Origin of the sequence: Nostoc sp. (assembly GCF_036917575.1) — a bacterium.
In the GTDB taxonomy this organism is placed as follows: domain Bacteria; phylum Cyanobacteriota; class Cyanobacteriia; order Cyanobacteriales; family Nostocaceae; genus Nostoc.
The window spans coordinates 45,307-71,177 of the sequence record NZ_JBALDC010000089.1 but is presented as its reverse complement, the minus strand read 5'-3'; the positions used below and the strand labels follow the sequence as shown (position 1 = coordinate 71,177).

The following is a 25,871-nucleotide window of genomic DNA, read 5'->3' as shown; positions in this document are numbered from 1 at the left end:
CTGCCAATTTGCATATATCGTAATATAGATCCGCTTGTTAGTATCTAGCCTTTACAGTAAATAGTAAGAGTACATTTATGAGAATTAGTAATTCATGCCTAATGAGCATCGGTTAGAAGAACAATTTCTATCTCAAGAAGCTGAGAAACAAGTATCCAATCAGCTAGATGAAGTAGAACAAATAGAAATAGATGTAAAAACTGATCTGTTAAAAATAGTTCAGGGACAGGCGGATGGAGTTTCGATAAAAGGTCAAGGATTAGTCATTAAAGAAGACATTCGCATACAGGAAATAAAACTGCAAACAGATAGTATTGACATCAATCCCTTCAGTGCCCTTTTTGGTCAAATAGAACTCAATGAGGCTGTAAATGCCATTGCTCGGATTGTACTCACAGAAGTGGATATGAACCGCACTTTGGTATCAGACTTTGTTAACAGCAAGATGCAAAACTTTGATTTGGATGTAGATGGCGAGATTGTCAGTTTTGAGCCGCAAAAAATTCAAGTATTTTTACCTGGTGAAGGCAAAATTGAATGTAGAGGAAGATTGCTGTTGAAGGAAATGGGAAATACTCGTCCTTTAGCTTACACTGCGGTGCTTAGTCCACGGACTCAATCACAACCCGCGATGCTAGAGAGTTTTAACTGCACCGAGGGAGGCGGGATTTCAGTGGAAATAGTTACAGCATTAATGCAGAAAGCCAAAGAATTGATGAATATGCCATCTTTTAAATGGGAAGAGATGGCGTTCAAAATTAAAGATATAAAAGTAGAAAAGGGTAGTTTAATACTTTTGGTAGAAACTCAAGTGAAGCAAATACCATCATCAATTACTGAACTATCTCTTTAGTAGTATTGACAATAGTTAAGGATAATTTATGTGACTGGGGAGTGATGTAAATTTTTGAAAAGTTTTATATGCTTTTGAAAGCTACTTAATTTCAAAATGACAACTATGCAAGAGTATGATGTTGTGCTAATTGGTGCTGGGCACAATGGGCTAGTTTGTGCAGCTTATTTGCTAAAAGCTGGTTATAGCGTTCTGTTACTAGAAAAGCGTTCTGTACCAGGTGGTGCAGCAACAACTGAAGAATGCTTACCGCAAGAAGCTCCTGGATTTAAATTCAATTTGTGCGCGATTGACCATGAATTTATTCACTTAGGGCCAGTTGTTGAAGAATTAGAACTAGAAAAATACGGCTTGCATTATTTGGAGTGCGATCCGGTTGTTTTCTGTCCTCATTCTGATGGTAAATATTTCTTAGGGCATAAGTCAGTGGAAAAGACTTGTGCAGAAATCGCTCGTTACAATGAACGTGATGCCAAAAAATACGCAGAATTTATAAACTTTTGGCAGCGATCGCTAGGTGCAATGATTCCCATGTTTAATGCACCGCCAAAATCAGTTATAGACATCCTTGGTAACTACGACATCACCAAAATAAAAGATTTAGTTTCAGTTATTGGTTCTCCTAACAAAACGCTGGACTTCATTCGCACGATGTTAACCAGCGCTGAAGATTTGCTTAACGAGTGGTTTGATGAAGAATTTCTCAAAGCACCACTAGCTAGACTAGCAGCAGAACTTGGTGCGCCGCCATCACAAAAAACCCTTGCCATAGGTGCAATTATGATGGCAATGCGTCATAATCCAGGGATGGCCAGACCCCGCGGCGGAACAGGCGCACTTGTGCAAGCTTTGGTGAATTTAGTCACAAGTAAAGGTGGCGTTATTCTCACAGACCAGCACGTTGAAAAAGTTTTAGTTGATGATGGCAAAGCTGTAGGTGTAAGGGTGGCTGGTGGTAAAGAATATCGTGCTAAACACGGGGTTATTTCTAATATTGATGCCAAGCGGTTGTTCTTACAAATGACAGAAAAAAGCGATGTTAATGCAGCTGACCCAGAGTTATGGGAAAGATTAGAACGCCGCATCGTCAACAACAATGAAACCATCCTCAAAATAGATTTGGCTTTAGACGAACCACTACACTTTCCACACCACGCTCACAAAGACGAATATCTCGTCGGTTCTATTTTGATTGCTGATTCTGTAGCTCATGTAGAACAGGCTCACAGTAAATGTACTTTGGGAGAAATTCCTGATGCTGACCCATCAATGTATTTGGTGATGCCTAGTTATTTAGATCCCACATTAGCACCACCAGGTAAGCACACTTTATGGATTGAGTTTTTTGCCCCTTATCAAATTGCTGGTGCAGAAGGTACTGGTTTAAAAGGTACTGGTTGGACGGATGAATTGAAAAACAAAGTTGCAGATAAGGTGATTGATAAATTGGCAGACTATGCACCCAATGTCAAAGATGCAACTATCGCCCGTCGCGTAGAAAGTCCAGCCGAACTAGGAGAAAGATTAGGTGCGTACAAAGGGAATTATTATCATGTTGACATGACCTTAGATCAAATGATATTTTTCCGTCCATTGCCAGAAATAGCTAATTACAAAACGCCAATTGATAATCTATTTTTAACTGGTGCAGGGACTCATCCAGGTGGTTCAATTTCAGGAATGCCGGGACGCAATTGTGCGCGGGCATTTTTGCAGGCGAAACATCCTATTAGCCAAACTTTGAAAGATGCACGGGATTCGATTAAATCAACTGTTGAATCAGTGTTTGGCATTAGTTAAGCGTTGCACAGATAAATTTAGGACTTACGCATAAGTATCATCCCAACCCCTTAAAAGGCATGTTTGTATGGGTTACAGAGAATCTATTTTCAGGTTTTCAATGCGTGATACCAATTCTGTATAAAGATACATGGAAAGAACCTCTGGCAACTTTCCCGAACTTACGGGGAGGTTGCCAGAGGTTAAAATAATCTGCAACTTTATAGAGAACTGGTATAAGTTTTAGATTATTTAGGCAATCACGAAAATATTTGTATTAGTCATGGCTAGACCTGTTGCTAGTTGAGCAACTTGGATTTGATCAGATGAGCCTGTACCATCAGCATCAAAGAAGAAACCCCCTGTATTATTGTTGTAGATAAAGCGATCGCAGCTATTTTGTGCTACTGAACCGATAAAAAATTGCGTGGCTTGAAGTATACCCTCACTAAGTCCACCTCCAAACCCTACTTTAGAAACATAGATCGTGTCATCTAAGGGCGAAAAATCTGTAATGTTATCAATACCCTCAGAAGGGGAGTTAATAGTAAAAATATCAGATCCAGTTTTTTTTATTAGGGTATCGTTACCTAAATCTCCAACTAAAGTATCGTTACCACTTCCTCCTATAAGGATGTCATTGCTATTTCCACCATTTAGCTCCTGATTACCACTATTATCAGTAATAACATTATTAAAAGAGTTACCAGTTTCATTAATATTATCTGTAGCTGTTAAAGTGGAATTTTCTTCATTGGCTGATAAAGGAGAGCTAACGGTTGATGAAACGTTCGGAGGTGCCGAACTAGGCGTACTATCGGTAACAGTCAGTAAAGTTTTAAATACCTTTTGGTTACTGGTCAAACTCTCATCAAACTCTTGGATTGAATTAGTTGGGTCTAGAAATGAAATAACGTAGTAATTTCCAATTGGGATATTAGGAAACGCACCACTCCAAGTCGCTGTTCCCGAATTGAATGGATTAATCGAAGAAACAGTTGTATTACCAATTAAGTAATGAGAACCAATATTATTAGTGACATTGGCATCAGTAGAAGCGTAAAAATAAACCGAGAAAGTGCCTGTTGCAGCTGTACCATTGTTGCGAGGATAAACTGTAATACTGAAATTTTCCCCATATTGGATGGTATTATTACTAAAACTTTCAAGAGTGGTGTTAAACCACACGTCAGAATCTACTAAATCAGCTTTGTCAATGGGTTTGTGAGCAGTAGTGTCTTCATCTATCCAGTTTTGAATCTCGTTATATCGAGTGCTTGTAATTCGGGCAAACTCGTTGTAAAGCGGAGTGTTGTTGCTGGTTGTCTCATTTGAAGCTACTCCATAAATAGTCGGTTTATTTGTATTGGAATTATTAAGCCAGAGCGGCCCTCCACTATTTCCAGGAATAATATCTAGCTCATTACTACGCAAGCTTAAGTCAGTTGTACTTGTGATTTTTCCACTCTGAGTCCACATATCATAGTTGTCCGATTTTCCATCATTATTGGAATCAAACTTATCAGCAGGGTATCCAGTGGCATTCATTAAAGTTCCACTGCTGAGATTATCGTCATATCCATAGTTAAACCAGCCAGTGAAGTTTCCAATATTGCGGTCAAGAGTAACCAATCCTATATCGTATTGAAAAGTTTCACTTTTAGTTTGATCTCCTTGAGTCCATTCTTCAAGAGAACGTGTATAAGCAGATTTGGCTTCACTATAGTATTCATAGTCAGCCCGGTTTGTACCAGCAATAATATTTCCTTTGGAACCAAGCATCACCTCAATTTTATCTGCCCAACCCCCATATCTCGTGTCATATACACAGTGTCCTGCTGTTAAAAAATGGTAGGGGTCAATCATAGCACCTGAACCGTTGACGATAATATCATCAGCAGTATCAATAACCCCATCTGGCCCTTTCCAATGTATTCTCATCTTTCCTATAGCACCAAACGGAAAAGTTGTCGTGTTGCTAACTTTTGTCCGACCATCAGGGGAGAAAATAGACATACTTTTAGATCCTTAATGGAAAATAATGAATACAAAATATGCAAATTTAATGCCAAGAATTATCTCATAGCATTAGTAAACCACTAGCAATTAATATGAAAATATTCCCTATTACTAAATTTTTCGGTAATAGCAAATATAGAAATTACTATATATTTAATATAAATTATTTAGACGATTTATCATGAATGTAGAATTGAATTTTAATTTTATTTTGAAGCAAAAAATAAAGTTAATTAATAGAGATAAAGGTTAGAAAAACTAACGATTTTAATATTACTTCTATCTTTATTCCTGTGATCCTGGCTGATTCATACCGTCGGTATTGACAGATTGATGAAGCTTTTCATTAGGGCAAATTACTACATGACTGCAATGTTGACGATGGTCACTGAGCTTGCCATACCACTTCATGGAAGCAAGCTACGCGCTGCGTCTCGTAGAGAAGTGCGGGTAACAGCTAGGGAAATAATTGTTTTTTGAGTAAAGCAAGTTTTAAGCAATTGCTTTAAGTGCATTTACTATGATATATCATACACGCTTGCTTTTAATAAAGTTTTATGCATTGTCAACAAAACTCTTTATGCAAAAAATATAAATAAATTAATGGGTAAAAACTAGTGTATTTTGATAATACTCAAAAAACTAACAGATTTTAACACCATCTAATAATTTTTGTAGGTACAGCATGGTTTTTAGGCACTGCTTCCTTGCATCTGGCTTAATAGCTTTCTTGGCATTTGGCTGTAGTGATGGGGCAAACTCATCGGCGGAAAATACTACACAGGTTGTCCAAGAAAGCAATGTAACCCAACTTTTCATAGAAGCGAAGGCTACACAAAAAGCAGAAGATTTTTTTCATCAAGGTAATAATTTATTAGATAGACAAAATTATGAAGATGCCATAAAAGCTTACGATCAAGCGATCGCTATCAAAGTTGAGAATCCTGAAGCTTGGATTAACCGGGGCATAGCCCTCACATCGTTGCAACGCTACCAAGACGCTCTTGGATCATATAATAGAGCGATCGCGATCAAACCTGACAAATATGAAGCTTGGTATAATCGTGGCATCGCCCTCACATCCTTGCAACGCTACCAAGATGCTCTTGTATCTTATAATAAAGCGATCGCCATCAAACCCGACAAATATGAAGCTTTAATTAACCGAGGCATTGCTCTGACAAAGCTGCACCGCTATCAAGATGCTCTTGTATCTTATAATAAAGCGATCGCCATCAAGCAAGATTTGCACCAAGCATATTACAACAAAGCTTGCTCTTATGCTTTACAAAGCAATCTGGAATTAGCAATTGAGAACCTAAACAAAGCAATCAAGCTTGTTCCTGATAAATACAAGAAATTAGCAAAAACTGACCCCGACTTTAGCAAAATACGTAGTGAAAAGCAGTTTCAAAAATTACTGCAATAGTTTTTTATTACCACTACTCAGTGTAAAATATAAGCCTGCTATAGCAAGGATTTTTTCTTGAACGGTTTTTGATTAAACATGAAAAAATTGTTAATCACCGGAGCAAGTGGCTTTTTAGGATGGCATCTTTGCCAGCTTGCCAAACAAGAATGGGATATTTATGGCACTTATTTATCCTATCCTTTAGAGATTCCTGGGATGAAAATTTTAAAAGCGAACTTAACAAACTTTCAGGAATTGAAACGTATCTTTAACGATGTCAAACCAGCAGCAGTTATTCATACTGCTGCACATTCGCAACCAAATTTTTGTCAAACCCACCCCGAAGAATCGCACGCAATTAATGTTATGGCATCCTGCAATATTGCCGGACTTTGCGCGGATAATTCAATTCCTTGTGCTTTTACCTCAACTGACTTGGTTTTTGATGGTTTAAATGCTCCATATCGAGAAACAGATGCCGTATGTCCTGTCAATCTTTACGGTGAGCAAAAAGCGATCGCAGAAGCAGATATGCTAAAAAGGTATCCCATGACCGCAGTGTGTCGAATGCCGTTGATGTTTGGTGCAGCAACACCCACAGCTAAAAGCTTTATTCAACCATTTATTCAAACTTTACAAGCCGACAAAGAACTAAGTTTATTTATAGATGAATTTCGGACACCAGTAAGTGGAACATCTGCCGCCAAAGGACTTTTATTAGCATTAGAAAAAGTTAATGGCATCATTCACTTAGGTGGGAAAGAGCGGATTTCACGTTATGATTTTGGACAGATATTAGTGGAAGTGTTTCAACTTCCCGCCACTCAGCTTAAATCCTGCCGACAACAAGATGTGAAAATGGCAGCACCTAGACCAACAGATGTTTCTTTGGATAGTTCCCAAGCTTTTGCATTGGGGTATCAGCCTTTATCTGTAAGGGAAGAATTAGAAGCAATACAATTAAGTTAAGGCTGAGTGTGAGAACTAAAAACGGAAATAGGCTATTTGGGGATGCGATTACCTCCGGTACGCTACGCGGTCGCAATGAAAAAACCTGGTTTTATTGAGAATTTGGTGATGTATAGCAGGAGGCAGGAGGCAGAAGGCAGAGGGCAGGAGGCAAAACTATTGCTAACTCTAGTATTCACCCCATCCTTATGTCCTAACCTGTGTGACTACGGCTATAACCCTCTTCTGTCACTCTCCGAAAACATTTACCATTTCTGAATTCTAGAGCTTTTGTATAGCAAGCGATGTCTACGACGGGCTACGCCTACGCACGATTATTTTCTAATAACAAATACAAGACCAATTTTTTCTAATAGTATAGCTTGTATTGATTGCCTCATAAGGCTTATAGCGATTGCCCTCCCGGAGAGTGACAGAAGAGGAATAAGTAATAATTTAACTCCAATTTTACAAAATTATGTTGCTCCCTTCTTTAATAAGCAAGAGACGGTTTCTTTTTCCTTTCTCTCCTCTTAATGATAATTATTCCTATAAAAGCGAAAATTTAATTTCCTGAAAGTCATATCTGATTGCATTATTGCTGTATTCCACTATTATTTAGATACCTTTGCCCTGTGCTTATCGACTAAATTTTTCATTGTCAAAGTTAAATTAAATTTTATTTTTACCTTTAATTAAAGTTTGCTTAAACTCATAATTTTAAAATGAGATGCTTACAAACAATTGGACAGTTGTTTCTTTTTATTTAGTTTTTTAAAAAACTAAATAAAAAAATCATTTTTTTTTAACTGTAATTACCAGTTATAAATGTCCATTTGGCAAATAATTAAGTAAGATAAAAGCTATTTTTTAGCTTTTAATTACATTGCTTATAGAAGTTGTATGGTGAGGACAATAGAAATGAAATTGGTTCCAAAACTATTGATTACTGCTGCTACTCTTACTTTAGGTTTTGCTACAGTAGATGCAAAACCTGCATCTGCTGCAATTCTTAATTACACTTTCACAGTTGATAGCCCAGTAACTAAGGGAAATGGCTTTTTTAGCTTTGATGACTCTACCTTCAGTAGTGACTATAATCCCGAAGCTGCCATTAAGTCACTTTCTTTTAAATTCGATGGTGACTCTAACGTTTATACGCAAAAAGATGATGCTAACTACCCAGATTTTCCTCTTATTTTTTCAAGCACGTCTTTAACAGGAAAAAAATATTTTGCCTTAGATTATCAGTTCAATGATAAAGCTAATCCTTCCAGTTCTATAAGTTATGAAATTATTGGTGAGGATTTTACAAGTTTCTCTAAAAATTCTCCAAATGCTGAACTTAGATCAGGTACAGTTTCTTATAGACAAGTACCTGAATCTACACCCTTAGTTGGCGCTCTTTTTGCTTGTAGCTTTGGTTGGATGATGAAGAGAAAGGTGACCTCAAGAAAAAAGATTAAAATCTAACTTGATTAAGTTGATATTAACGCATTCTTTGCCAAGCATTAATCTTTTGTTAGTAGGCTTTTATGTGGCAAAAGAATATCTAACACAAAGATACTAAGTAAGAGAAAAATTGAGAATTCAAACTTGATTTTGGAAAGAGAATTAGTTTCGAGTTTGTTTAGTATTACTCTGCCTTCTTCGTGTTAGCTATTGCTGTACTTTAACTTACTTGTTAGCCAGGAGTAGAGAATGGGAAATTACCGGAATTTTGAGCAGTTACTGCACAGTCGAATCAAACGACGCAACTTAATTATCGGGGCAGGAGCATTGTCTGGTTTAGCGATCGCTAATCAATTTTCTCCTCAAAGAGCGATCGCTACAAGTAGATTTTCCAATTATCCTTTCTCTTTGGGTGTAGCATCGGGCGATCCCTATCCTACCAGCGTAGTGATTTGGACTCGTCTGGCTCCTGAACCCTTAAACGGAGGTGGAATGCCACCTGTTAATGTACCGATTCGCTGGGAAGTAGCAACCGATCCCGATATGAGGCGTATTGTCTCCAGAGGTACGGTACTGGCAACTCCAGAACTAGCTCACTCTGTTCGAGTTGTAGTAGAAGGACTACAATCTGATACTTGGTACTGGTATCGGTTTCTTGTCGGCCAAGACGCTAGCCCGATTGGTCGCACTCGTACAGCTCCTCTAGCAGGTGGCTACTTAAATAAATTAAACTTTGCCCTTGTCTCCTGTCAGCACTATGAGCAGGGATACTATACTGCCTACAAATATATTGCCCAAGATGATCTCAACTTAGTAGTCCATGTGGGAGACTACATTTATGAAGGAGGAATATCAAATAATCGCCCCAGAAAGCACAACAGTGCCGAAATTCTCACCTTGGAAGATTACCGCAACCGTCACGCCCTCTATAAAACTGATACCAATCTGCAAGCAGCTCATGCAGCCTTTCCTTGGATTGTCACCTGGGATGACCATGAGGTAGAAAACAACTACGCTAACGACATTTCGGAAGTCGATACTGAACCAGATCAAAACCCGGCAATCTTCCTGCAACGACGGGCTGCTGCCTATCAAGCTTACTACGAACACATGCCACTGCGCCCCTTCTCGCGTCCCGTTGGCCCCGATATGCAACTTTTCCGTCGGCTCTCCTTTGGTAACTTAGCGACCTTCCATGTCCTAGATACCCGCCAATATCGCACCGATCAGCCATGTGGTGATGGCAATAAAGAACGTTGCCCAGAAAATTTAGATCCGAATGCAACGATTACCGGCAAGCGTCAGGAAAATTGGCTATATGATGGTTTAAATAGTTCACAGGCTAAGTGGAACGTTTTAGCCCAGCAAGTTGTAGTTGCTCAGATAGATACAAAACCAGGAGAAGGCGGAACCTACAGCATGGATAAGTGGGATGGTTATGTGGCTTCGCGCGATCGCCTTATGCGTTTTTTAGAACAGCGCAAACCATCTAATCCAATAGTCTTATCAGGCGATATCCATTCCAATTGGGCAATGAATTTAAAGGCTGACTTTAATAACCCAAAATCTGCTGCGGTCGGAAGTGAATTCGTCTGTACCTCAATAACTTCCGGTGGAGATGGGGCAGATACCAGCCCAAATGTTGAAGCTTACTTACCCGATAACCCACACATTAAATTCTTTAACGGTCAACGGGGGTATGTTCGTTGTGCGCTGACTCCCACAAGCTGCAAGACAGATTATCTAGTTTTATCAAACGTCACAACCCCGAATGGCACGCTTAGTAAGCGGGCTTCTTTTGTGGTAGAAGATGGTCGTCCAGAAATACAACAAGCCTAATCGTTTAATTCCCAGGTATTACAACCAGACAATCATATATAGAAACAGGTAAATCATCAGTGTTTATCGAAGGCAGGAGTTAGGAGTTTTAATTCCTAACTCCTAACTCTTCACTTCAGTTTAATAAGCATCCATTGGCAGACAAGAACAAACAAAATTCCTATCCCCAAAAGCTGAGTCAATACGACCAACAGCAGGCCAGAATTTATACTCACGAGTCCAAGGTGCAGGGTAGGCAGCTTGTTCGCGAGAATAAGGATGTTGCCATTCTCCAGCGATGAGACTTTCGGCAGTATGGGGTGCGTTCTTCAAAACATTATCTTGGGCATCCACCTTACCTGATTCTATTTCGGCTATTTCTTGGCGAATAGAAATCAACGCATCACAGAAACGATCCAACTCTTGTTTAGATTCACTTTCTGTAGGTTCCACCATGATTGTACCCCCTACAGGCCAGGAGACAGTCGGCGCATGGAAACCATAATCAATCAGACGCTTGGCTACATCATCGATTTCGATCGCAGCTGATTTTTTGAGCGATCGCAAATCTAAAATACACTCATGGGCAACTAAACCATTTTTCCCTTGATACAAAACCGGATAGTACGATTCCAGTTTTTTGGCAATGTAGTTAGCGTTGAGAATTGCCACCTTAGTAGCTTGGGTTAAACCATCTACCCCCATCATGGCAATGTACATCCAAGAAATCACCAGAATACTCGCACTACCCCAAGGCGCAGCCGCCACAGCCCCAATACGTTGGGTACTGGGGATTGGGGATTGGGTATTGGGAATTTCCTCTTTCCTAGTCCCCAGTCCCAAGTCCCCAGTCCCTACCACAGCATGTCCCGGCAAAAATGGCACGAGATGAGAGGCTACCCCAATAGGGCCCATACCAGGGCCACCGCCACCATGAGGAATACAGAAGGTTTTATGCAAATTCAAGTGACAAACATCCGCGCCAATATCTCCAGGACGGCAAATTCCTACTTGGGCGTTCATATTTGCCCCATCCATGTAAACTTGTCCGCCGTGACTATGAACAACAGCGCAGATTTCCTGAATCGCTTCTTCAAAGACACCGTGAGTTGAAGGATATGTCACCATCAAGGCGGCGAGTTCATTGCTATGTTTTTCTGCCTTAGCCTTCAGGTCATCAACGTCAATATTACCTTGTGAATCACAAGTAACCGCCACTACCTTCATCCCGCACATCACTGCACTTGCTGGATTTGTCCCATGTGCGGAGGTAGGAATCAAACAAACATTCCGGTGTCCTTCACCCCGATTTTTGTGATAATGGCGAATCACTAAAAGTCCTGTATACTCACCCTGAGAACCAGCATTTGGTTGCAGAGAAATTGCGGCAAACCCAGTAATTTCAGCTAACCATGTCTCAAGTTGCTTAAACAGGATTTGATAACCTTGAGTTTGCGATGCTGGGGCAAATGGATGAATTTTGCCAAATTCTTCCCAACTTACCGGAATCATCTCAGCTGTCGCATTCAACTTCATTGTGCAAGAACCCAAAGGAATCATCGATGTAGTTAGCGACAAGTCCTTGCTTTCTAGCCTGTGCAGATAGCGCAATAACTCAGTTTCTGAGTGATAGCGGTTAAAGACGGGATGGGTGAGATATGTACTGGTACGGGAGAGAGGAAGATGAAACGATGAAGAAGAAGCTAAGTCTTCTAAAGTAAAGGGTAAATCATCTGTACCAGCGAAAATCTGCCAGAGGTCGATTAAATCTTCTGGCGTAGTTGTTTCATCCAGCGAAATACCAACAGCAGTGGCATCAAAAACCCGTAGGTTAATTTTAAGTTGTTCGCTAACTGTCAGAATATCTTTTAAATTGCGTCTTCCCAGTTCTACTCGTAGCGTATCAAAGAAATCTTTGGAACTGATACTGTAACCCAAACGCTTCAGTCCTTCAGCCAGTAATACCGTCAAAGAATGGATATTTTCGGCAATTTGCTTCAGTCCAGTAGGGCCATGATAGACAGCGTACATACTTGCCATCACCGCCAACAATACCTGTGCAGTACAGATATTACTAGTAGCTTTTTCGCGGCGGATGTGCTGTTCGCGGGTTTGCAAGGCAAGACGTAATGCAGGCTTACCTTGGGCATCTTTTGATACACCCACAATTCGCCCTGGAACCAGCCGTTTATACTCTTCCTTGGTCGCAAAGTATGCCGCATGAGGTCCCCCAAACCCCAAAGGAATACCGAATCGCTGAGTGCTTCCTACAGCAATATCAGCGCCAAATTCTCCAGGAGGAGTCAGTAAAGTTAAACTTAAAGGATCTGCTGCTACCGTCACCAATGCACCCTTAGCATGAGCTTTTTCTATAAAAGCGCGGTAGTCGTAAATAGTGCCATCACTTGCCGGGTATTGCAGAACAGCCCCAAAAATTGGTTGCTCGAAATCAAATGTTTGATGATCGCCGACAATAATCTTAATCCCTAATGGTTGAGCGCGTGTTTGCAACACGTCGATAGTTTGGGGATGGCAGTCATTAGAGACAAAATAAGCATCTGCGTGATTTTTAGAAACACCATAGCTTAAGCTCATCGCTTCAGCGGCGGCTGTGGCTTCATCAAGTAACGAAGCATTGGCAATTTCTAAACCTGTGAGGTCAATAATCAGGGTTTGAAAATTTAGCAGCGCTTCAAGTCGCCCTTGGGCAATTTCTGGTTGATAAGGAGTATAGGCTGTATACCAACCGGGGTTTTCTAGGATGTTACGCCCAATCACAGGTGGGGTAATACTGTCGTAATAGCCCATACCAATGTATGAACGGAAAATCTGATTTTTGGCAGCAACTTTTTTTAATGATGCCAGTGCTGCATACTCACTTTCTGCTTCTGGTAACTTTAGCGGTTGCTTTAACCGAATTGCCTGTGGAACTGTTTGGTCAATTAGGGCATCCAGGCTGGAAAACTCCAAAACCTTAAGCATTTGCTGAATATCATCAAAGTTAGGGCCAATGTGTCTTGGCACAAAACTACTTAACTTTTGACTTTTTTCGTCCAGCACTTGCTGCTCATTAGACTTGAGAATAGGGGCGTTTAATACCACAAATTACTCTCCAGATGGTACTATTTAATATTTTGCAATAAATACTCATAAGAAGTAAGTGTAACTTTTCAATTTCTCTAAATTTCATGACTTATTTTCGGTCGGAGTCAGGGATAGGGGAAACAAGGGAGAAAATTTTAGCTTGTCCTCCTTGTCCCCTCATCCCCCACTCCCTACTCGTTACTCTCCTTCTACTTGGGCGCGATACTCATCTGCTGTCAAGGCATCCTCAACTTCGCCAGGGTCATTGACACGCACTTTCAAAAACCACCCTTCCCCGTATGGGTCTTCTGACACTTCTTCAGGAGAATTAATTAAAGCTTCGTTGCGTTCTATAACAGTGCCTGTTACTGGCGAATTCAGTTCTTCAACGGCTTTCACTGATTCAATTGTGCCAAAGTTTTCTCCCCTGGTAAGAGCGTCGCCAATTTCTGGCAGTTCCAAAAAGACGATATCACCCAATTCATGTACGGCAAACTCAGTAATGCCAATGGTGGCAATTTCACCATCGATTCGCACATATTCATGAGAATCCAGGTATCTGAAATCTTGAGGATATTCAAAAGACATATCACTTCCTCTCCCTTCTCAAAAAAATTATTTCCTTAACAGTCATCCAAGTTATATCTGGTCATGAACCTTAGTGTAGTTGAATAACTCACAACACATTATTCCTCAAAAACCTTGGCGCTTATCAGTTGATAACACGATTTTTTGACCGATAAAAGGGACGTTTAACTATAACTGCTGGATAAGCTTTGCCGCGAATTTCGACTTCTAGCTGCTGATTGACAGTTGCTAGCTGGGTGGAAATGTAAGCTAAGGCAATGGGATAACCTAGTGTAAGTGACAGAGTGCCACTAGTAACTTCTCCCACAACTTTACCTGCGGATAACACTTGATAACCATGACGGGCTATGTTGCGTCCTTGGGTTTGCAAACCTACCAATCGGCGCTGCACTCCAGCGGCTTTTTGTTGTGCTAAAACTTCCCGACCAATAAAATTGCCTTTAGTATCTAAATGAACTAGCCACCCCAAACCTGCTTCTAAGGGTGTGGTGATTTCATCGATATCTTGTCCGTAAAGTGCCATCGCTGCTTCTAGCCGCAGAGTGTCTCTCGCACCGAGTCCACAGGGGATAACACCACTTTTATGTAGCGTTTGCCACAATTCTACTCCCACATTCGGGTCTACCATCACCTCAAAGCCATCTTCTCCGGTGTAACCTGTGCGGGCCAAAAAGGCAGGTTTACCTAGTAGGGTCGCTTCTAAATGTCCGAAGGCTTTAATTGGTTGTAAGTCTTCTTGCACTAATGGCTGGAGGTATTTAATCGCTTTTGGCCCTTGCACGGCAATTAAGACTTTATCTGGTGAAAGGTCTTGGAATTGTAATTTATCCAAGTCAAGGTGTTGCAATAGCCATGCTTTATCTTTACCAGAAGTTGCTGCATTGACTATGATGAATGCCTTTTGTATACCAGTGGTGTCTTCACCTTGATAATAAACAATGATGTCGTCAATAATTCCGGCTTGGGGATTTAACAATACGGTATATTGTGCTTGGCCGGGTTGCAAACGACTCAAGTCGGAAGGCACTAGTGGCTGGAGTTGGGAAATCAGGTTTTTACCTTGGAGAGTAAATTTGCCCATGTGGGAAATATCGAACATTCCGGCTGTATTTCTTACAGCCTCGTGTTCGCGGCTAATTCCACTAAATTGCACGGGCATTTCCCAGCCGCCAAAGCTGGTAAGGCGTGCTTTGAGTTCTAAACCCAGTTGATATAAGGGGGTTCGCGCCAGAGATTGGGCGTTGTCTTCTTGATTAGCCACAGGTAATTTATTGCGATCGCACCTCAACATCTATCATCCTACGAGAGATTAGGGAAGAGGGGATAAGGGAGAGGTGACAGGGGACAGGGGACAAGGGGACAGGGGATAGGAAATAATCTGTACCCTGTAACCTACACCCTATTCCCTTCTGTAAGGTTTAATAGTTAATGGTGAAAGTGTTGAGATTTATTAAGAAGAGATTATGAAATATTGGCGACTGTTAGCTAGCTTTGTCTTAGCTATGGTTCTTTTTTTGTTCCCCCTATCGGCACAAGCTGCAAGTTCTTCCAGTATTACCCGTTCTGTGGGTAATGATGAGCTTAAGGGCAAGGATTACTCTGGTCAAAGCTTAATTGGTAATGAGTTTACCAATCTCAAATTAGAAAATGCTAATTTTAGCAATACTGACTTACGTGGTGGCGTATTTAACAGTAGTGTATTAGAGGGAGTAAATCTGCATGGTGCTGATTTTAGTGAAGGCATAGCCTATTTAACGAAGTTTAAGGATGCTGATTTAAGTGATGCTGTGTTGACTGATGCAATGATGTTACGTTCTACTTTTGATGGCGTAGATATAACAGGTACTGATTTTACAAATGCAATTTTAGATGGAATACAAGTGAAAAAGCTTTGTATTAAGGCAAGTGGTGTGAATTCTAAAACTGGTGTGGAGACTCGCAAATCTTTAGGATGTAAGTAAATTTTAACCCCTCTTCTTCGCTAGTGGAGAGGGGAAAATTTTTTGACGAATTACGAATTACGAATTACGCGCAGCGATCGCGTAGCGTGCCGGAGGCGATCGCTAGTGATATGCTTCTCTTAAAAAGCTGGCATGATTTGCCCGAACCGTCATAGTTGTCGGATGGCTCATACCTAAAGTCCGTTCGCAAATTTTCAAAGCTTTCTCAAATAAGGGTTTGGCTTTCCTGTAGCGTTTTGTATAACGGTAAAGTGCTGCTAGATTGTTCAGGCTAATGGCGACATCAGGATGGTTATTTCCCAGCAGCTGTTTACTGAGTTCTAAAGCTTGCTGATACAAAGGTTCGGCTTGCTTGTAACTTCCTGTAGATTCGTAAAGTTGTGCTAAGTTGTTCAGACTGGTGGCAACATCAGGATGGTTATCTCCTAGCAAGCGTTTTCTCAGTTTTAATGCTTGTTTGAGTAGGGGTTCAGCTTCACTGTAGCGTCTTGTATAACAGTACAATGCTCCTAAATTGTTCAGACTCGTGGCAACATGGGGATGTTCTTCTCCTACTAGGCGTTTCCACAGTTCTAAAGCTTGCTCATACAAAGGTTCGGCTTCGCTATAGCGTCCTGTAGATTCGTAGATTAATGCTAAATAGCTGAGGCTAGTGGCGACATCGCTATGTTCTTCTCCTAGCAGGCGCTTTCTCAGTGCTAAAGCTTGCTCAAGCAAGGGTTCGGCTTCGCTGTAGCGTCCTGTAGATTCGTAGAGTAATCCTAAATTGTTCAGACTAGTGGCGACATCGATATGTTCTAAACCAAGACGATTTTGAGTTATTTCTACACACCGTTGCAACCAAGGTTCTGCATGCTGATAAAGTCCTTGAGCTTGATAAAACCAGGCTAATTTGGTAAACAGAGTAATTAGATTTTCATCGCCCAGATATTCAGATAGGTAAGTTGCAACTTCTGTAATGTGCGGGATATGTGGAGTGATGTTGAGAATGTCTTCAGGGTTAACCTGTTGCGGAATTAGCTTTGCTACCTCTAACATCATGGCTGCAAATTTAGTTTTTGCTTCATCCGCTTCACCTGACTTATCCAACTTCATTTGGAAAAGTTGCCGAATCTGTGGATTTAGACGATAAATTCCTTTACTTTTCTGTTGTAGCAAATGTAATTCTAGTAAATCGGCTATGGCTTTCTCGTTGAGTTGTTGTTTTTTGTCATCTTCTACTGTCTCAACAGATAGAGGTATGTCAGCTAAAGCACACAAACTTAGCAAACAGCCAAAGCTTTGGGCATTTTCATCCAACTGTTCCCAACTCAATTCAAAGGCTTCAACTACACCGTATTCATCAGGGATCAATGAGTTAGTATTGACTACTAGTTTATGTTCCACTCGTTTCTTCTCTAGCCGCTTCAGCAGTGTTTCCAGAGACAAGTTTGGCATTTTATCTAGATATCGTCCCACTAACTCTAACGCTAAAGGCAAATATCCCAAAAATTTACAAATTCTTCTGGCAACCCAAGCTTCTTGTTGCAGTCGTTCCCGAACCACTAGCGATTTTAATAATTTCATCGCTGCTAATGGTTTGAGGACATCCAATTCGCTATTATATTTTACGCTTAGATAAGCTTGTAACTTTTCTAGTTTGTTTCGATTGTTGAAAGTAGCAAACTCAGGATTATTCTGGGCAAACTTGTCATATATCTCACTTACCCACTTTGTGAAAGCAGCAATATCAAAATTTAATTCACTGGCAAGTTTGACTTTAGTTTTACCTAAATTTTCTGTCTGAAAATATTTTGCAAAAGCTGCTGTTTGCTCTTGAGATAAGCCATTCTTAGCAGCTTCTTTTGCTATAAAATTAGCCCATTGCATAAATAGCTTGTAAAGTTTATTTTTATTCTAGTTTTATCTCTATTTGGAAGTCTCTTCTCTTTAGAGGATGTTTGAAAAGTCTAAGAGCGTGTGTTTCACTACCCTGGCTACCGAGAAACTGCCACGAGAGAATCGGAGTTTTGGGATTTGAGATTGCGCCCCTGAGTTGCACTTGAGGCTCAAGCCGACCCTTTTCAAACAACCTCTTAGGGTAAAAATACCATTGGCATAGTCAAGGCAATAGGGTTCGATTAGTTCTGGTTAAGCCCAAAAATGAAAATTTGTAGGTTGGATTGAGAAAAGAAACTCCACAACATATTGGATTTGTTGGATTTAACTTCGTTCAACCCAACCTACAAATATTCTTACTAAAACCGGATTGCGAGTTTAGGGATAATTGATAATTTGTTTTCCAAAAGAATTCATTTCAGAAATTAGACTGTATCTAGCTGTATCTTGCGGTTCCGGTAAGTACTATAGTTTGATATGACTGTAATTGTCCAAACAAGGGAGTACGAATAGTTCCTGATGTTCTTTCAGTAGTTAAAATGGCTTCGGTTTGAACAGAAGTTTCTCGAGTTCCAATCGGTAGGTTGATACTTGGTAAGAGTAAACTCAGTTTAACTACATTTCCTCCAAAATTAGGATTTGGTGGTTTGCTAATAATTATCGTCAGTAGTGTACCGATATCAGTAGGTAATGTCTGAATTTGGTCGCCACTGAAATGTTCAGAAATATTTTTAGTTTTGTAATCAAGTTCTGGAACTCCATTGAGGATTGAATACTTGATGTTAATACCTTTACCTTCAAGTTCAAATTCATTTGGTCGTTGTACAACAATTGCTTGTGCTGGCTTTATAGATTTAGTAATCAAAAAAGATAACAGTGATGTCGTGGTTAAGCCAGTCACAAAAGTGAGAGTAGTTTTGAGAATTTGACGACGGGGAAAATTTGGGGAGATGTTTTTAAGGTTCATAATCGTTGATCTAAATCGGTTATAAAGATATATTTCTCTTTTTAGAAAGAGATTAGGTTTGCGCTATCTGATAACAGAACGCGACGATTAGAAATACCGCTGCTACTGCTATAAGTATCCTAATCTAATTCTATATTATTTAGTTAGCAAGGTAGCTAAACTATAGACTTACACTATAAGTACTACTCGATTCGATTCTCGCTAGCATACATATTGTTGAGCGACGCATTGAACAGGATTTTCAATGAACTGGGTAATGTGAATAGTTGTATATGGAAATGTCGATCGTAATCGAGTGCGATGCCTGCGGTTTCTGCTAGGCTACGCGTGAATACTGATACTCATTCTCTATTGCATTCGTTAGAGGTTAAGGTAATTGCACATTTGTCAAAAGGATACAGGAAATGGAGATAAATCCAGCCTGGTGACTGGCTTTTGCATGGCTTTGACTACTCCTAAACTTTGATTTTATTTAAAGTTGATATGACAAAGTACTAAGGTGAGAAGTTCCCATGAAAAATCAGGTTAATTCTCACAACTTAGACCTATGATTAAGCAATTGTCTAAAAAATCTTGCCAGTAATCTTCTGTGTACTGTTCTATTGCTTGCTTTGGAATTTCTATAGAATGCCATGAAAACTTCTCAAACCTGGCTTCTGTCACAGCCCATTCATAAATAGATTGACTCCACCCAAAGTATTTAATCATAAATGGTGGATTTGTGTGAAATTTAGCTTCCGAATAAAAGCCTTCTGACAAAGGTTCCTGTTTGAGTACGGTAAGTCCATACTTTGTCGAATTTGATTTCTTCCGAGAAAAATTATGATTAATCGTCATGGCAACAAAACGCCCGTTTGACGCTAGATTTTTGCGGATATTACAAAGCATCTGTAGTAGACGCTCTTTGTTTTCTGCATAATTAAGAAGATAAACGGCAGTAACTAAATCAAAAGTGCCAAGCTTGTGGAGTTTGGCAATGTCTAACACTTGATATTCATTTCCAAGTGGATTTTTTATCTCTTGCTGGCGTGCAACGTTTACCATTTCCTGTGAGATGTCTACACCAACAACTTTTACAGATCCTTGTTCTTTCAACAATCTGCTATAAAAGCCAGTACCACACGCTAAGTCTAGAATGGTTTTTTCTTGAAAATTACCAAGAATCTTAAATAGTGTAAGTTTTTCGGCGATCGGTAATGTAGCTACAGTTTTAAACTGCTCGTAAACACCGCCAATAGTATCATATAGCTCAGTCATTAGAGCCTCAACCAATGGTAAGTTAAAGTAATTATCTCACTCTCCCTATTCGATGTTGTAGTGCTATGTATTATTCACATCTTTCTTAACAAAAAAGTGAAATGCTAGAAATTAAAATACCAGTTGTTCATTTTTAATTCTCCAGCTACATAAAAATAAATTTCTGATGACAATATTAAGTGATGTTGCAATTCATAAGCGATCGCACTTGAGCATCTGAACCTCGACGTTGCGCCTTTTATCCTCGAAGTTGGGATTTACTATTCAAAATAGCCAGATAAATACTCTATCCCCCCTGCCCTCTGCCCCCTGCCCCCTGCCTCCTAATACTAAGGCGACTGATTTAACACCCACTTCAACCACTGCCTAAAAGAACTTACAACATTCAACCTTTGAACTCCAGGCGCACGAGCGGCGGCGAGTCCATCAACGGCGACTAATGCGGCGTATTGCAAGCCTAAGAAACTATCAACTGCGGCATAAGGGCCACCTAAAGTAATCGCCCCAGCCGCATACATTTGACCTTGAGCGCTACGCATTTCTACTAGTTCAAAATTGTTCGCTACAGTCAATCGCCCCAAGTGGTTTACTGGAAGGTTGTAATGTTTCACCAAATCTGCTAACAGGGGATTGGCATCTACCTTGGCATCCAGTCCGGTAGCATCAACAATAAAATCAGCTAGCAATTTCATTTCCCCAAAGCTTTGTTCTCGGATACGGGTAATAGTCCGGTTTTGGGCATCTCGTTCTACATCCAGAACCTCACCGAAGGTAATTTGATACCAGCCTTCGCTTAACCCTTGAGCAGTAATTTGCTGCCAGTCGTGGCGGTCGGCGGTGGTAGTTCCACCCCAGTCTGCTAGTAAACGTTTGCGTTCATCGGGGGTGGCTTTTTCTAACATTGCCCGGAGTTCGCCGCCCCAACAGGCTTTCGGCCAGTTAAAGGGTTGAAATTCGTAGTGATTTTTGACTATGCGCGTGGCTCGTTGAAATTTATTACCTTGGGGTTTTGGCGATCGCATTAAATGCAAAACTGCAATATTCCGATTTCGCTTTCTGGCTTCATAAATCCGTTGCACAATCCGCGAAGCTACAATTCCCCGCCCCCGAATTAATACCGTACCACCATGTTGCTCTAGTTGCTCATAAATGCGATCGTGGGCTTCGTAAGCATTGACGACAGATGTAAAGTCTTGATATTTTTCCCTATAAGCTTGCAAATCTGGGAGAAACTGAATTGCTGGATACCCAGTAGCTAAATGTAAATAACGACTAACTAAAAAAGCATAATCTCCTGGTCCGCGAGAATAAGCTACGCAATATCTACCGTCATCAGTTTTGCGAATTACCCTAACTCGTCCATAACGATAAATTTGATTCCAGCCAATGCGCTTCGCCTCCCTATCTATGGAATCAAAGACATTACCCGCACGAGGAGTATAAGTTTCTGCAAATGTTGGTTCGGCAAACACTTGCCATAAATACTTGAATGCTGACTTTATCTCTCCCTTGGCTAAGTCTCCCCAAGCTTCACGCAAGGCATAACTAGGCCAACCCCAAATATTATCGGGACAAGAGTCAGAATTAGAACGCAGTCTTTCATATAAAGGAATTTGCGAATTTAAACAGAGGCGCTTGTAACGAGCATAAGGTTCCGCCTCTAATCCCAAAGCCACAATCTTCTCGGCACGCACACCACTAATTCTCAGCAAATCAGCCCATAAAAAGCTACCCAATCCCGCCCCGATCGCTAGATAATCAGATTCATCTACTGGTAATCCCGTAGCATGAAGTGCTTGCACAGAGACCTCTTGAGCCTGAAACGCCAATGGCGGGAAATTACTTGCCACGGGCATTGGCGGCTGAACAACAGGCAAGCTGGGGTCTGGGCGATTAGTCTTTGCGTTGAAGTGAATCGTTGAAGGGGGGGTGGTATCTGGTGCAGACGCGCCAGCACCAAATGTCACTGCGATCAAATATGGGCCAATTTGCAATGTATCGCCATTAACTAAAACACTGCGCGTTTGTGGTTGACCATTGACATAGACACCGTTAACGCTGCCTTGGTCAATCACTACTAAATGGTCTTGTTCCCAATCAATCAGGGCATGATAGCGAGAGACTTCATTACTGTTAAGTAGCATCCGAGAAACGCGCATTCCTCTATGTTCAGCAGGTAAGCGAGCAAATTCTCGACCAAAAGCGATCGGCATACTTAACAGTGGTTCTCGCCGTTCACCCGTCGCAGGTTCTTCCCAACTCAATTGGATTTGTAAGTCATTTGTCATTTGTCATTTGTCATTTGTTATTCTCCCCCTGCCCCCTGCTCCCCTGCCTCCTGCCCCCTGCCTCCTTCTCAACTACCCGGTGCTACCAACACACTCACAGCCGCAGCTAAAGATGTCCCACACCAATGACAGCCAATTTGTAGATTCTCTCCTGGGGAAACTTTATGACATTTGGGGCATTCTAAACCATAAATCCCTGGCGGTGGTGCGGAGGGTGTTGGTGGGTGATGGTGATGTTCGAGGTTTACTACTGGATTGGGTGGTAGCAAAATTGTTGCTGGAATGCTACCTGTGGAAACGCTTGTAACATTGAGTTTTATTTGTCCCAAAGAGATGCTAGTACCTTTAGTTAAAGGCATTTCACCTTGCACTAATTGCCGTCCATCGACAACCGGGGGATTTTGCGATCGCAAATTCCTGATATAAAAGCTCTGTTGCTGGTGATGAAAAAATATTTCAACGTGGAGTCCAGATACAGTAGGATGACTTAGAAGAATATCGCACCGGAGGGGATCGCGACCGATGCGGACAGTGCCAGGATTTTGACTTGGCTGTTGTTCGTAAATGTTCTGAGTTTTATCTTGACCTGCATCGTGCCACTGTAAAGTTAGTGCGTTCATGGTTCTAACTTCGTAAATCGTATTTAGCTACTTCAACTTCTTTCTGTGCGATTCCTAACACGATTGAGTCGGTGCAAGCAAGTATTTAGAAAAAACTTCAACAAGCTTTATTTTGCTGACGCTAGTTTATCAGCGATGCGTGTAGTTTCTGGCAGCCGATATTTGGGCGTACAGCGTAATACATAGTCAATCGCTGTCGGTAAACTAATTCGATGACCACTGGAGATATACAGAGGTTTTACTCCTGTGCGCGATCGCAAAACTGCTCCAATAATTTCACCGTTATATATTAGTGGTTGGGTGCTACCTTTAGTTTCTGCTAATTCTTCATGCTTACCTATCAACCTCGACTTAGCTACACCAATTGTCGGCATATCTATAAGTAACCCTAAATGGCTAGCTATACCTAATTTGCGGGGATGAGCAATTCCCTGACCATCACACAAGATAATATTTGGTGTTGTTTTAATCTTTTCTAGGGCATCAAGGACAGCCGGAATTTCCCGAAATGAAAGGAACCCAGGAACATAAGGAAAGGTTGTAGGACGATGTGCTAGGCTTGTCTCGATTACTTGCAAATCAGGAAAACTCAAGACTGCGACTGCTGCACGGCTAATAGTTCCATCAGCTTCAAAACCCATATCCACTCCAGCAACATACTCAATAGGTTCTTGCAGTCGGTCTTCAGTAATTACTTGATTTTGCAGCGTTTCTTGGATAACTATGGCTTCTTCTAGCGTTGAAGGCCAAGCATGATCTCCATAAAAGTTCATATTTAAAATTGAAATTAACTGATTAATTTTAATTCTGTTAATTTGGTAAGCACAAAAACAATATTTTGTAATGTTGATGCCAGAAAAATATTTTTTTGTAAAAGTCTGTGAATGACTATCTTTATACTAAATATTTTAGCCTAAGTTAGCCGATATCTTTCATCATCATGTTATTTAAGGCTGTTAAGAGGGAATCCTGAGAATATAAGTTTATTTTTCTAGATTTTCTCTTTTACTGGTTATGACACAGCCAAATATTCTAAAACTTGCAAAACAGGGAGATGCAGAAGCGATCGCATTTCTGATGAACCGCCACCTATACCCCAAAGGAATCGCTGCAAAGGTTATTTTCCAAGATGCTTGCTTGGAGGTAATGCTAGAATCTGCCGAAGTACCAAATCAGCAAATTTTAGTTGCATTTATCCGTAAAGGGTTAACGGCTTTAGGGGCTACATCTGTTGAAAGAGTCAAAGTTTTTGGACAACAAACAGATAAGAATTTTCCAGATTGGAGTCAAGAGTTTGATTTGGGCATAGCAGAAGCTCAACTAGAAGCAGTAGATAATGAATTTGCCAGTAATCCTCAACTTTTAACTATTTGTATTAATTTAAGTGGCGATACTGCACAAGGATTAACAAATCAAGATTTTGAGTTTATTGCTAATCAAATCAGTACTGATATTTTATCATCTTGTAGTGACGTATTTATTCAAAAAGTAAGCATTACTAATGGTTCTTCTGTGATTACAAAGGAACGTTAGTATTTCATTTTTTTTATGCAATCATATAAAAACAGTCTCATTTCTAGATTTTTACGTAGCGATATAACAAACTGACAATATTGCTTATAAATGTAGATACTCAACCATAAGATAGACAACAATTTATCAGTTTTTTGCACTTATTGTTATGAAACAGGTGAATAATCAAGACGTTACTAAGCAAGAACTACAAAAGTTTTACTGGCCATTATGGTTTCCTTATCCTAGTTCTTGGTTAAAAGCATTGATTTTGACTCTATTTTTAAGAGTTATTATATTTGTAGTCAAAAATGCTGGAAATATAGGCTATGATATCGTATCTTTTGTACACAGCCCGGAATTATTTTTTTTATTTACAATATTATTAATCTTATCTCCAATTCCGATAATTTCTTTTACTCATCATTACTTATACTTACTTATTAGTCGGTTTGTATCAGAAATTCAAACACCCGAAATAGGTCGAACACAAGGATTATTACCAGGAATAATGAGTTGGTGGGAAGGATTGTACGCTTGGCTTGTAATTGCAATCTCTACACTGATAGCAGCTTTCTTTTCTACAATACTTCTACCATTATTTTATCCTAGTTATGATAAACAAATTGAATACTATACACAAATAGAAAATATCAATAATAAGACAATATTAATATTTGAATTTTTATATGTTTTTGTCGCTGCATTAATTTATCAAATTAAATATTTGGTAAGACAGCAAATAATATCTGCTTATTCTGTTAACAAAGAAAAAAATACAACTGAATCAAATATTAATTTAAGTATAGATAAGGAATTTAATATATTACGTGGGCAAATGGGTTTACACACAATAAGATCAAAGAATTTATCGAATAATAAAAAAGTTAAAGTTATCGAGAATCGACGTAAGGATCGTAATTTAAATAAAAAGTTATTGTTCGTTTTTATAATATTTTTAATTTCTCTAGGAATATACTTTTCTTCAAGATTTGTAGAAATATTCCCCCTAACTTCTAAAAGTTCAACACAAATACCATTAAAGCCTGTATTAGTTATACCCTCACCAGTAACTTCAGAACCGCCCACTGTGTTACTTAAAGCTGATACATTCCGAGAGGCAGTAAATAAAGCAATTAATGCAGCTAACCTGACTCAATCAGCAAAATCTCCAGATGAGTGGAAAACAGTTGTGAGTCAGTGGCAAGCTGCGATCGCACTTATGAAAGCCGTGCCATCTTCTAGCCAAAATTATATAGTAGCTCAACAAAAAATCAGTGAATATCAAAGAAATTTAAACTACGCTGAGAAAAATTCCCTTGGTAATTAAGTAATGCGAGCGCACCTGAAAGATAAACTATAAAAAGCAGTGCATAGCTTACCGCCGTAGGCATCGCTCGACTGTCTGGATCAAAATAAAACCCTATAAAGACCAA

General features: G+C 40.0%; 19 protein-coding genes. 9 read left to right on the top strand and 10 right to left on the bottom strand.

The features are described 5' to 3' along the window. Positions 1 to 94 precede the first annotated feature (94 nt). On the top strand, positions 95 to 853 hold the full coding sequence (locus V7K79_RS26075; protein WP_335051824.1) for an LmeA family phospholipid-binding protein: 759 nt from the start codon (positions 95 to 97) through the stop codon (positions 851 to 853). Between the two features lie 105 nt (positions 854 to 958). Next, entirely contained in the window at positions 959 to 2,653 is a 1,695-nt protein-coding gene (crtO, locus tag V7K79_RS26070; protein ID WP_335051853.1) for a beta-carotene ketolase CrtO, read from the top strand. A gap of 231 nt (positions 2,654 to 2,884) precedes the next feature. Here crtO and V7K79_RS26065 read toward each other — a convergent pair whose 3' ends face one another. Continuing rightward, positions 2,885 to 4,648 (bottom strand): trypsin-like serine protease, encoded by a 1,764-nt coding sequence (locus V7K79_RS26065; protein ID WP_335051823.1) that lies wholly within the window; start codon positions 4,646 to 4,648, stop codon positions 2,885 to 2,887. Positions 4,649 to 5,336: 688 nt separating this feature from the next. Between V7K79_RS26065 and V7K79_RS26060 the strand changes: the two genes are divergently transcribed. The 4 genes from V7K79_RS26060 to V7K79_RS26045 all read left to right on the top strand — a co-directional run bounded on the left by V7K79_RS26060 (position 5,337) and on the right by V7K79_RS26045 (position 10,301). Then, positions 5,337 to 6,080 (top strand): tetratricopeptide repeat protein, encoded by a 744-nt coding sequence (locus tag V7K79_RS26060; RefSeq protein ID WP_335051821.1) that lies wholly within the window; start codon positions 5,337 to 5,339, stop codon positions 6,078 to 6,080. A gap of 78 nt (positions 6,081 to 6,158) precedes the next feature. After that, complete coding sequence (locus V7K79_RS26055; RefSeq protein WP_335051819.1) at positions 6,159 to 7,031, top strand: SDR family oxidoreductase; 873 nt, start codon at positions 6,159 to 6,161, stop codon at positions 7,029 to 7,031. A gap of 900 nt (positions 7,032 to 7,931) precedes the next feature. Next, positions 7,932 to 8,483, top strand: coding sequence for a PEP-CTERM sorting domain-containing protein (locus V7K79_RS26050; protein WP_335051817.1), 552 nt, complete (start codon positions 7,932 to 7,934; stop codon positions 8,481 to 8,483). Between the two features lie 228 nt (positions 8,484 to 8,711). Further along, positions 8,712 to 10,301: an alkaline phosphatase D family protein gene (locus V7K79_RS26045; RefSeq protein WP_335051815.1), complete on the top strand. Its 1,590-nt coding sequence runs from the start codon at positions 8,712 to 8,714 to the stop codon at positions 10,299 to 10,301. 120 nt (positions 10,302 to 10,421) lie between these two features. Here the strand turns inward: V7K79_RS26045 and gcvP are convergent, their stop codons facing one another. The 3 genes from gcvP to gcvT all read right to left on the bottom strand — a co-directional run bounded on the left by gcvP (position 10,422) and on the right by gcvT (position 15,213). Then, complete coding sequence (gene gcvP, locus V7K79_RS26040; protein ID WP_335051814.1) at positions 10,422 to 13,382, bottom strand: aminomethyl-transferring glycine dehydrogenase; 2,961 nt, start codon at positions 13,380 to 13,382, stop codon at positions 10,422 to 10,424. A gap of 180 nt (positions 13,383 to 13,562) precedes the next feature. Further along, on the bottom strand, positions 13,563 to 13,952 hold the full coding sequence (gene gcvH / locus V7K79_RS26035) for a glycine cleavage system protein GcvH (protein WP_069072677.1): 390 nt from the start codon (positions 13,950 to 13,952) through the stop codon (positions 13,563 to 13,565). A gap of 124 nt (positions 13,953 to 14,076) precedes the next feature. Beyond that, on the bottom strand, positions 14,077 to 15,213 hold the full coding sequence (gene gcvT, locus V7K79_RS26030; protein ID WP_335051851.1) for a glycine cleavage system aminomethyltransferase GcvT: 1,137 nt from the start codon (positions 15,211 to 15,213) through the stop codon (positions 14,077 to 14,079). Positions 15,214 to 15,415: 202 nt separating this feature from the next. On the opposite strand from gcvT, the gene V7K79_RS26025 reads away from it, so the two are divergent. Beyond that, the gene (locus V7K79_RS26025) at positions 15,416 to 15,913 is read left to right on the top strand and encodes a pentapeptide repeat-containing protein (RefSeq protein ID WP_335051812.1); all 498 of its coding nucleotides are present in this window, start codon (positions 15,416 to 15,418) and stop codon (positions 15,911 to 15,913) included. Between the two features lie 102 nt (positions 15,914 to 16,015). Here the strand turns inward: V7K79_RS26025 and V7K79_RS26020 are convergent, their stop codons facing one another. The 6 genes from V7K79_RS26020 to nfi form a co-directional block, all read right to left on the bottom strand. Beyond that, entirely contained in the window at positions 16,016 to 17,782 is a 1,767-nt protein-coding gene (locus tag V7K79_RS26020; protein WP_335051810.1) for a tetratricopeptide repeat protein, read from the bottom strand. Between the two features lie 445 nt (positions 17,783 to 18,227). Then, positions 18,228 to 18,758 carry a hypothetical protein gene (locus tag V7K79_RS26015; RefSeq protein ID WP_335051808.1) on the bottom strand — a complete coding sequence of 177 codons (531 nt, stop codon included), beginning with the start codon at positions 18,756 to 18,758 and terminating at the stop codon, positions 18,228 to 18,230. Positions 18,759 to 19,283: 525 nt separating this feature from the next. Then, positions 19,284 to 20,015 carry a class I SAM-dependent methyltransferase gene (locus V7K79_RS26010; protein WP_335051806.1) on the bottom strand — a complete coding sequence of 244 codons (732 nt, stop codon included), beginning with the start codon at positions 20,013 to 20,015 and terminating at the stop codon, positions 19,284 to 19,286. A gap of 329 nt (positions 20,016 to 20,344) precedes the next feature. Beyond that, positions 20,345 to 22,303, bottom strand: a complete 1,959-nt coding sequence (locus V7K79_RS26005) for an FHA domain-containing protein (protein WP_335051804.1) — start codon at positions 22,301 to 22,303, stop codon at positions 20,345 to 20,347. A gap of 68 nt (positions 22,304 to 22,371) precedes the next feature. After that, positions 22,372 to 22,923, bottom strand: a complete 552-nt coding sequence (locus tag V7K79_RS26000; protein WP_335051802.1) for an FHA domain-containing protein — start codon at positions 22,921 to 22,923, stop codon at positions 22,372 to 22,374. A gap of 107 nt (positions 22,924 to 23,030) precedes the next feature. After that, positions 23,031 to 23,696: a deoxyribonuclease V gene (gene nfi, locus V7K79_RS25995; RefSeq protein WP_335051801.1), complete on the bottom strand. Its 666-nt coding sequence runs from the start codon at positions 23,694 to 23,696 to the stop codon at positions 23,031 to 23,033. Positions 23,697 to 23,937: 241 nt separating this feature from the next. Between nfi and V7K79_RS25990 the strand changes: the two genes are divergently transcribed. Beyond that, positions 23,938 to 24,456, top strand: a complete 519-nt coding sequence (locus V7K79_RS25990) for a hypothetical protein (protein WP_335051799.1) — start codon at positions 23,938 to 23,940, stop codon at positions 24,454 to 24,456. 148 nt (positions 24,457 to 24,604) lie between these two features. Continuing rightward, positions 24,605 to 25,765: a hypothetical protein gene (locus V7K79_RS25985; protein WP_335051797.1), complete on the top strand. Its 1,161-nt coding sequence runs from the start codon at positions 24,605 to 24,607 to the stop codon at positions 25,763 to 25,765. Positions 25,766 to 25,871 lie beyond the last annotated feature (106 nt).

Excerpts from the sequence above, each read along its gene's own strand:
- V7K79_RS26075 (WP_335051824.1), top strand. The coding sequence starts at position 95 with ATGCCTAATGAGCATCGGTTAGAAGAACAATTTCTATCTCAAGAAGCT.
- crtO (WP_335051853.1), top strand. The coding sequence starts at position 959 with ATGCAAGAGTATGATGTTGTGCTAATTGGTGCTGGGCACAATGGGCTA.
- V7K79_RS26065 (WP_335051823.1), bottom strand. The coding sequence starts at position 4,648 with ATGTCTATTTTCTCCCCTGATGGTCGGACAAAAGTTAGCAACACGACA.
- V7K79_RS26060 (WP_335051821.1), top strand. The coding sequence starts at position 5,337 with ATGGTTTTTAGGCACTGCTTCCTTGCATCTGGCTTAATAGCTTTCTTG.
- V7K79_RS26055 (WP_335051819.1), top strand. The coding sequence starts at position 6,159 with ATGAAAAAATTGTTAATCACCGGAGCAAGTGGCTTTTTAGGATGGCAT.
- V7K79_RS26050 (WP_335051817.1), top strand. The coding sequence starts at position 7,932 with ATGAAATTGGTTCCAAAACTATTGATTACTGCTGCTACTCTTACTTTA.
- V7K79_RS26045 (WP_335051815.1), top strand. The coding sequence starts at position 8,712 with ATGGGAAATTACCGGAATTTTGAGCAGTTACTGCACAGTCGAATCAAA.
- gcvH (WP_069072677.1), bottom strand. The coding sequence starts at position 13,952 with ATGTCTTTTGAATATCCTCAAGATTTCAGATACCTGGATTCTCATGAA.
- V7K79_RS26025 (WP_335051812.1), top strand. The coding sequence starts at position 15,416 with ATGAAATATTGGCGACTGTTAGCTAGCTTTGTCTTAGCTATGGTTCTT.
- V7K79_RS26020 (WP_335051810.1), bottom strand. The coding sequence starts at position 17,782 with ATGCAATGGGCTAATTTTATAGCAAAAGAAGCTGCTAAGAATGGCTTA.
- V7K79_RS26015 (WP_335051808.1), bottom strand. The coding sequence starts at position 18,758 with ATGAACCTTAAAAACATCTCCCCAAATTTTCCCCGTCGTCAAATTCTC.
- V7K79_RS26010 (WP_335051806.1), bottom strand. The coding sequence starts at position 20,015 with ATGACTGAGCTATATGATACTATTGGCGGTGTTTACGAGCAGTTTAAA.
- V7K79_RS26005 (WP_335051804.1), bottom strand. The coding sequence starts at position 22,303 with ATGACAAATGACTTACAAATCCAATTGAGTTGGGAAGAACCTGCGACG.
- V7K79_RS26000 (WP_335051802.1), bottom strand. The coding sequence starts at position 22,923 with ATGAACGCACTAACTTTACAGTGGCACGATGCAGGTCAAGATAAAACT.
- nfi (WP_335051801.1), bottom strand. The coding sequence starts at position 23,696 with ATGAACTTTTATGGAGATCATGCTTGGCCTTCAACGCTAGAAGAAGCC.
- V7K79_RS25990 (WP_335051799.1), top strand. The coding sequence starts at position 23,938 with ATGACACAGCCAAATATTCTAAAACTTGCAAAACAGGGAGATGCAGAA.
- V7K79_RS25985 (WP_335051797.1), top strand. The coding sequence starts at position 24,605 with ATGAAACAGGTGAATAATCAAGACGTTACTAAGCAAGAACTACAAAAG.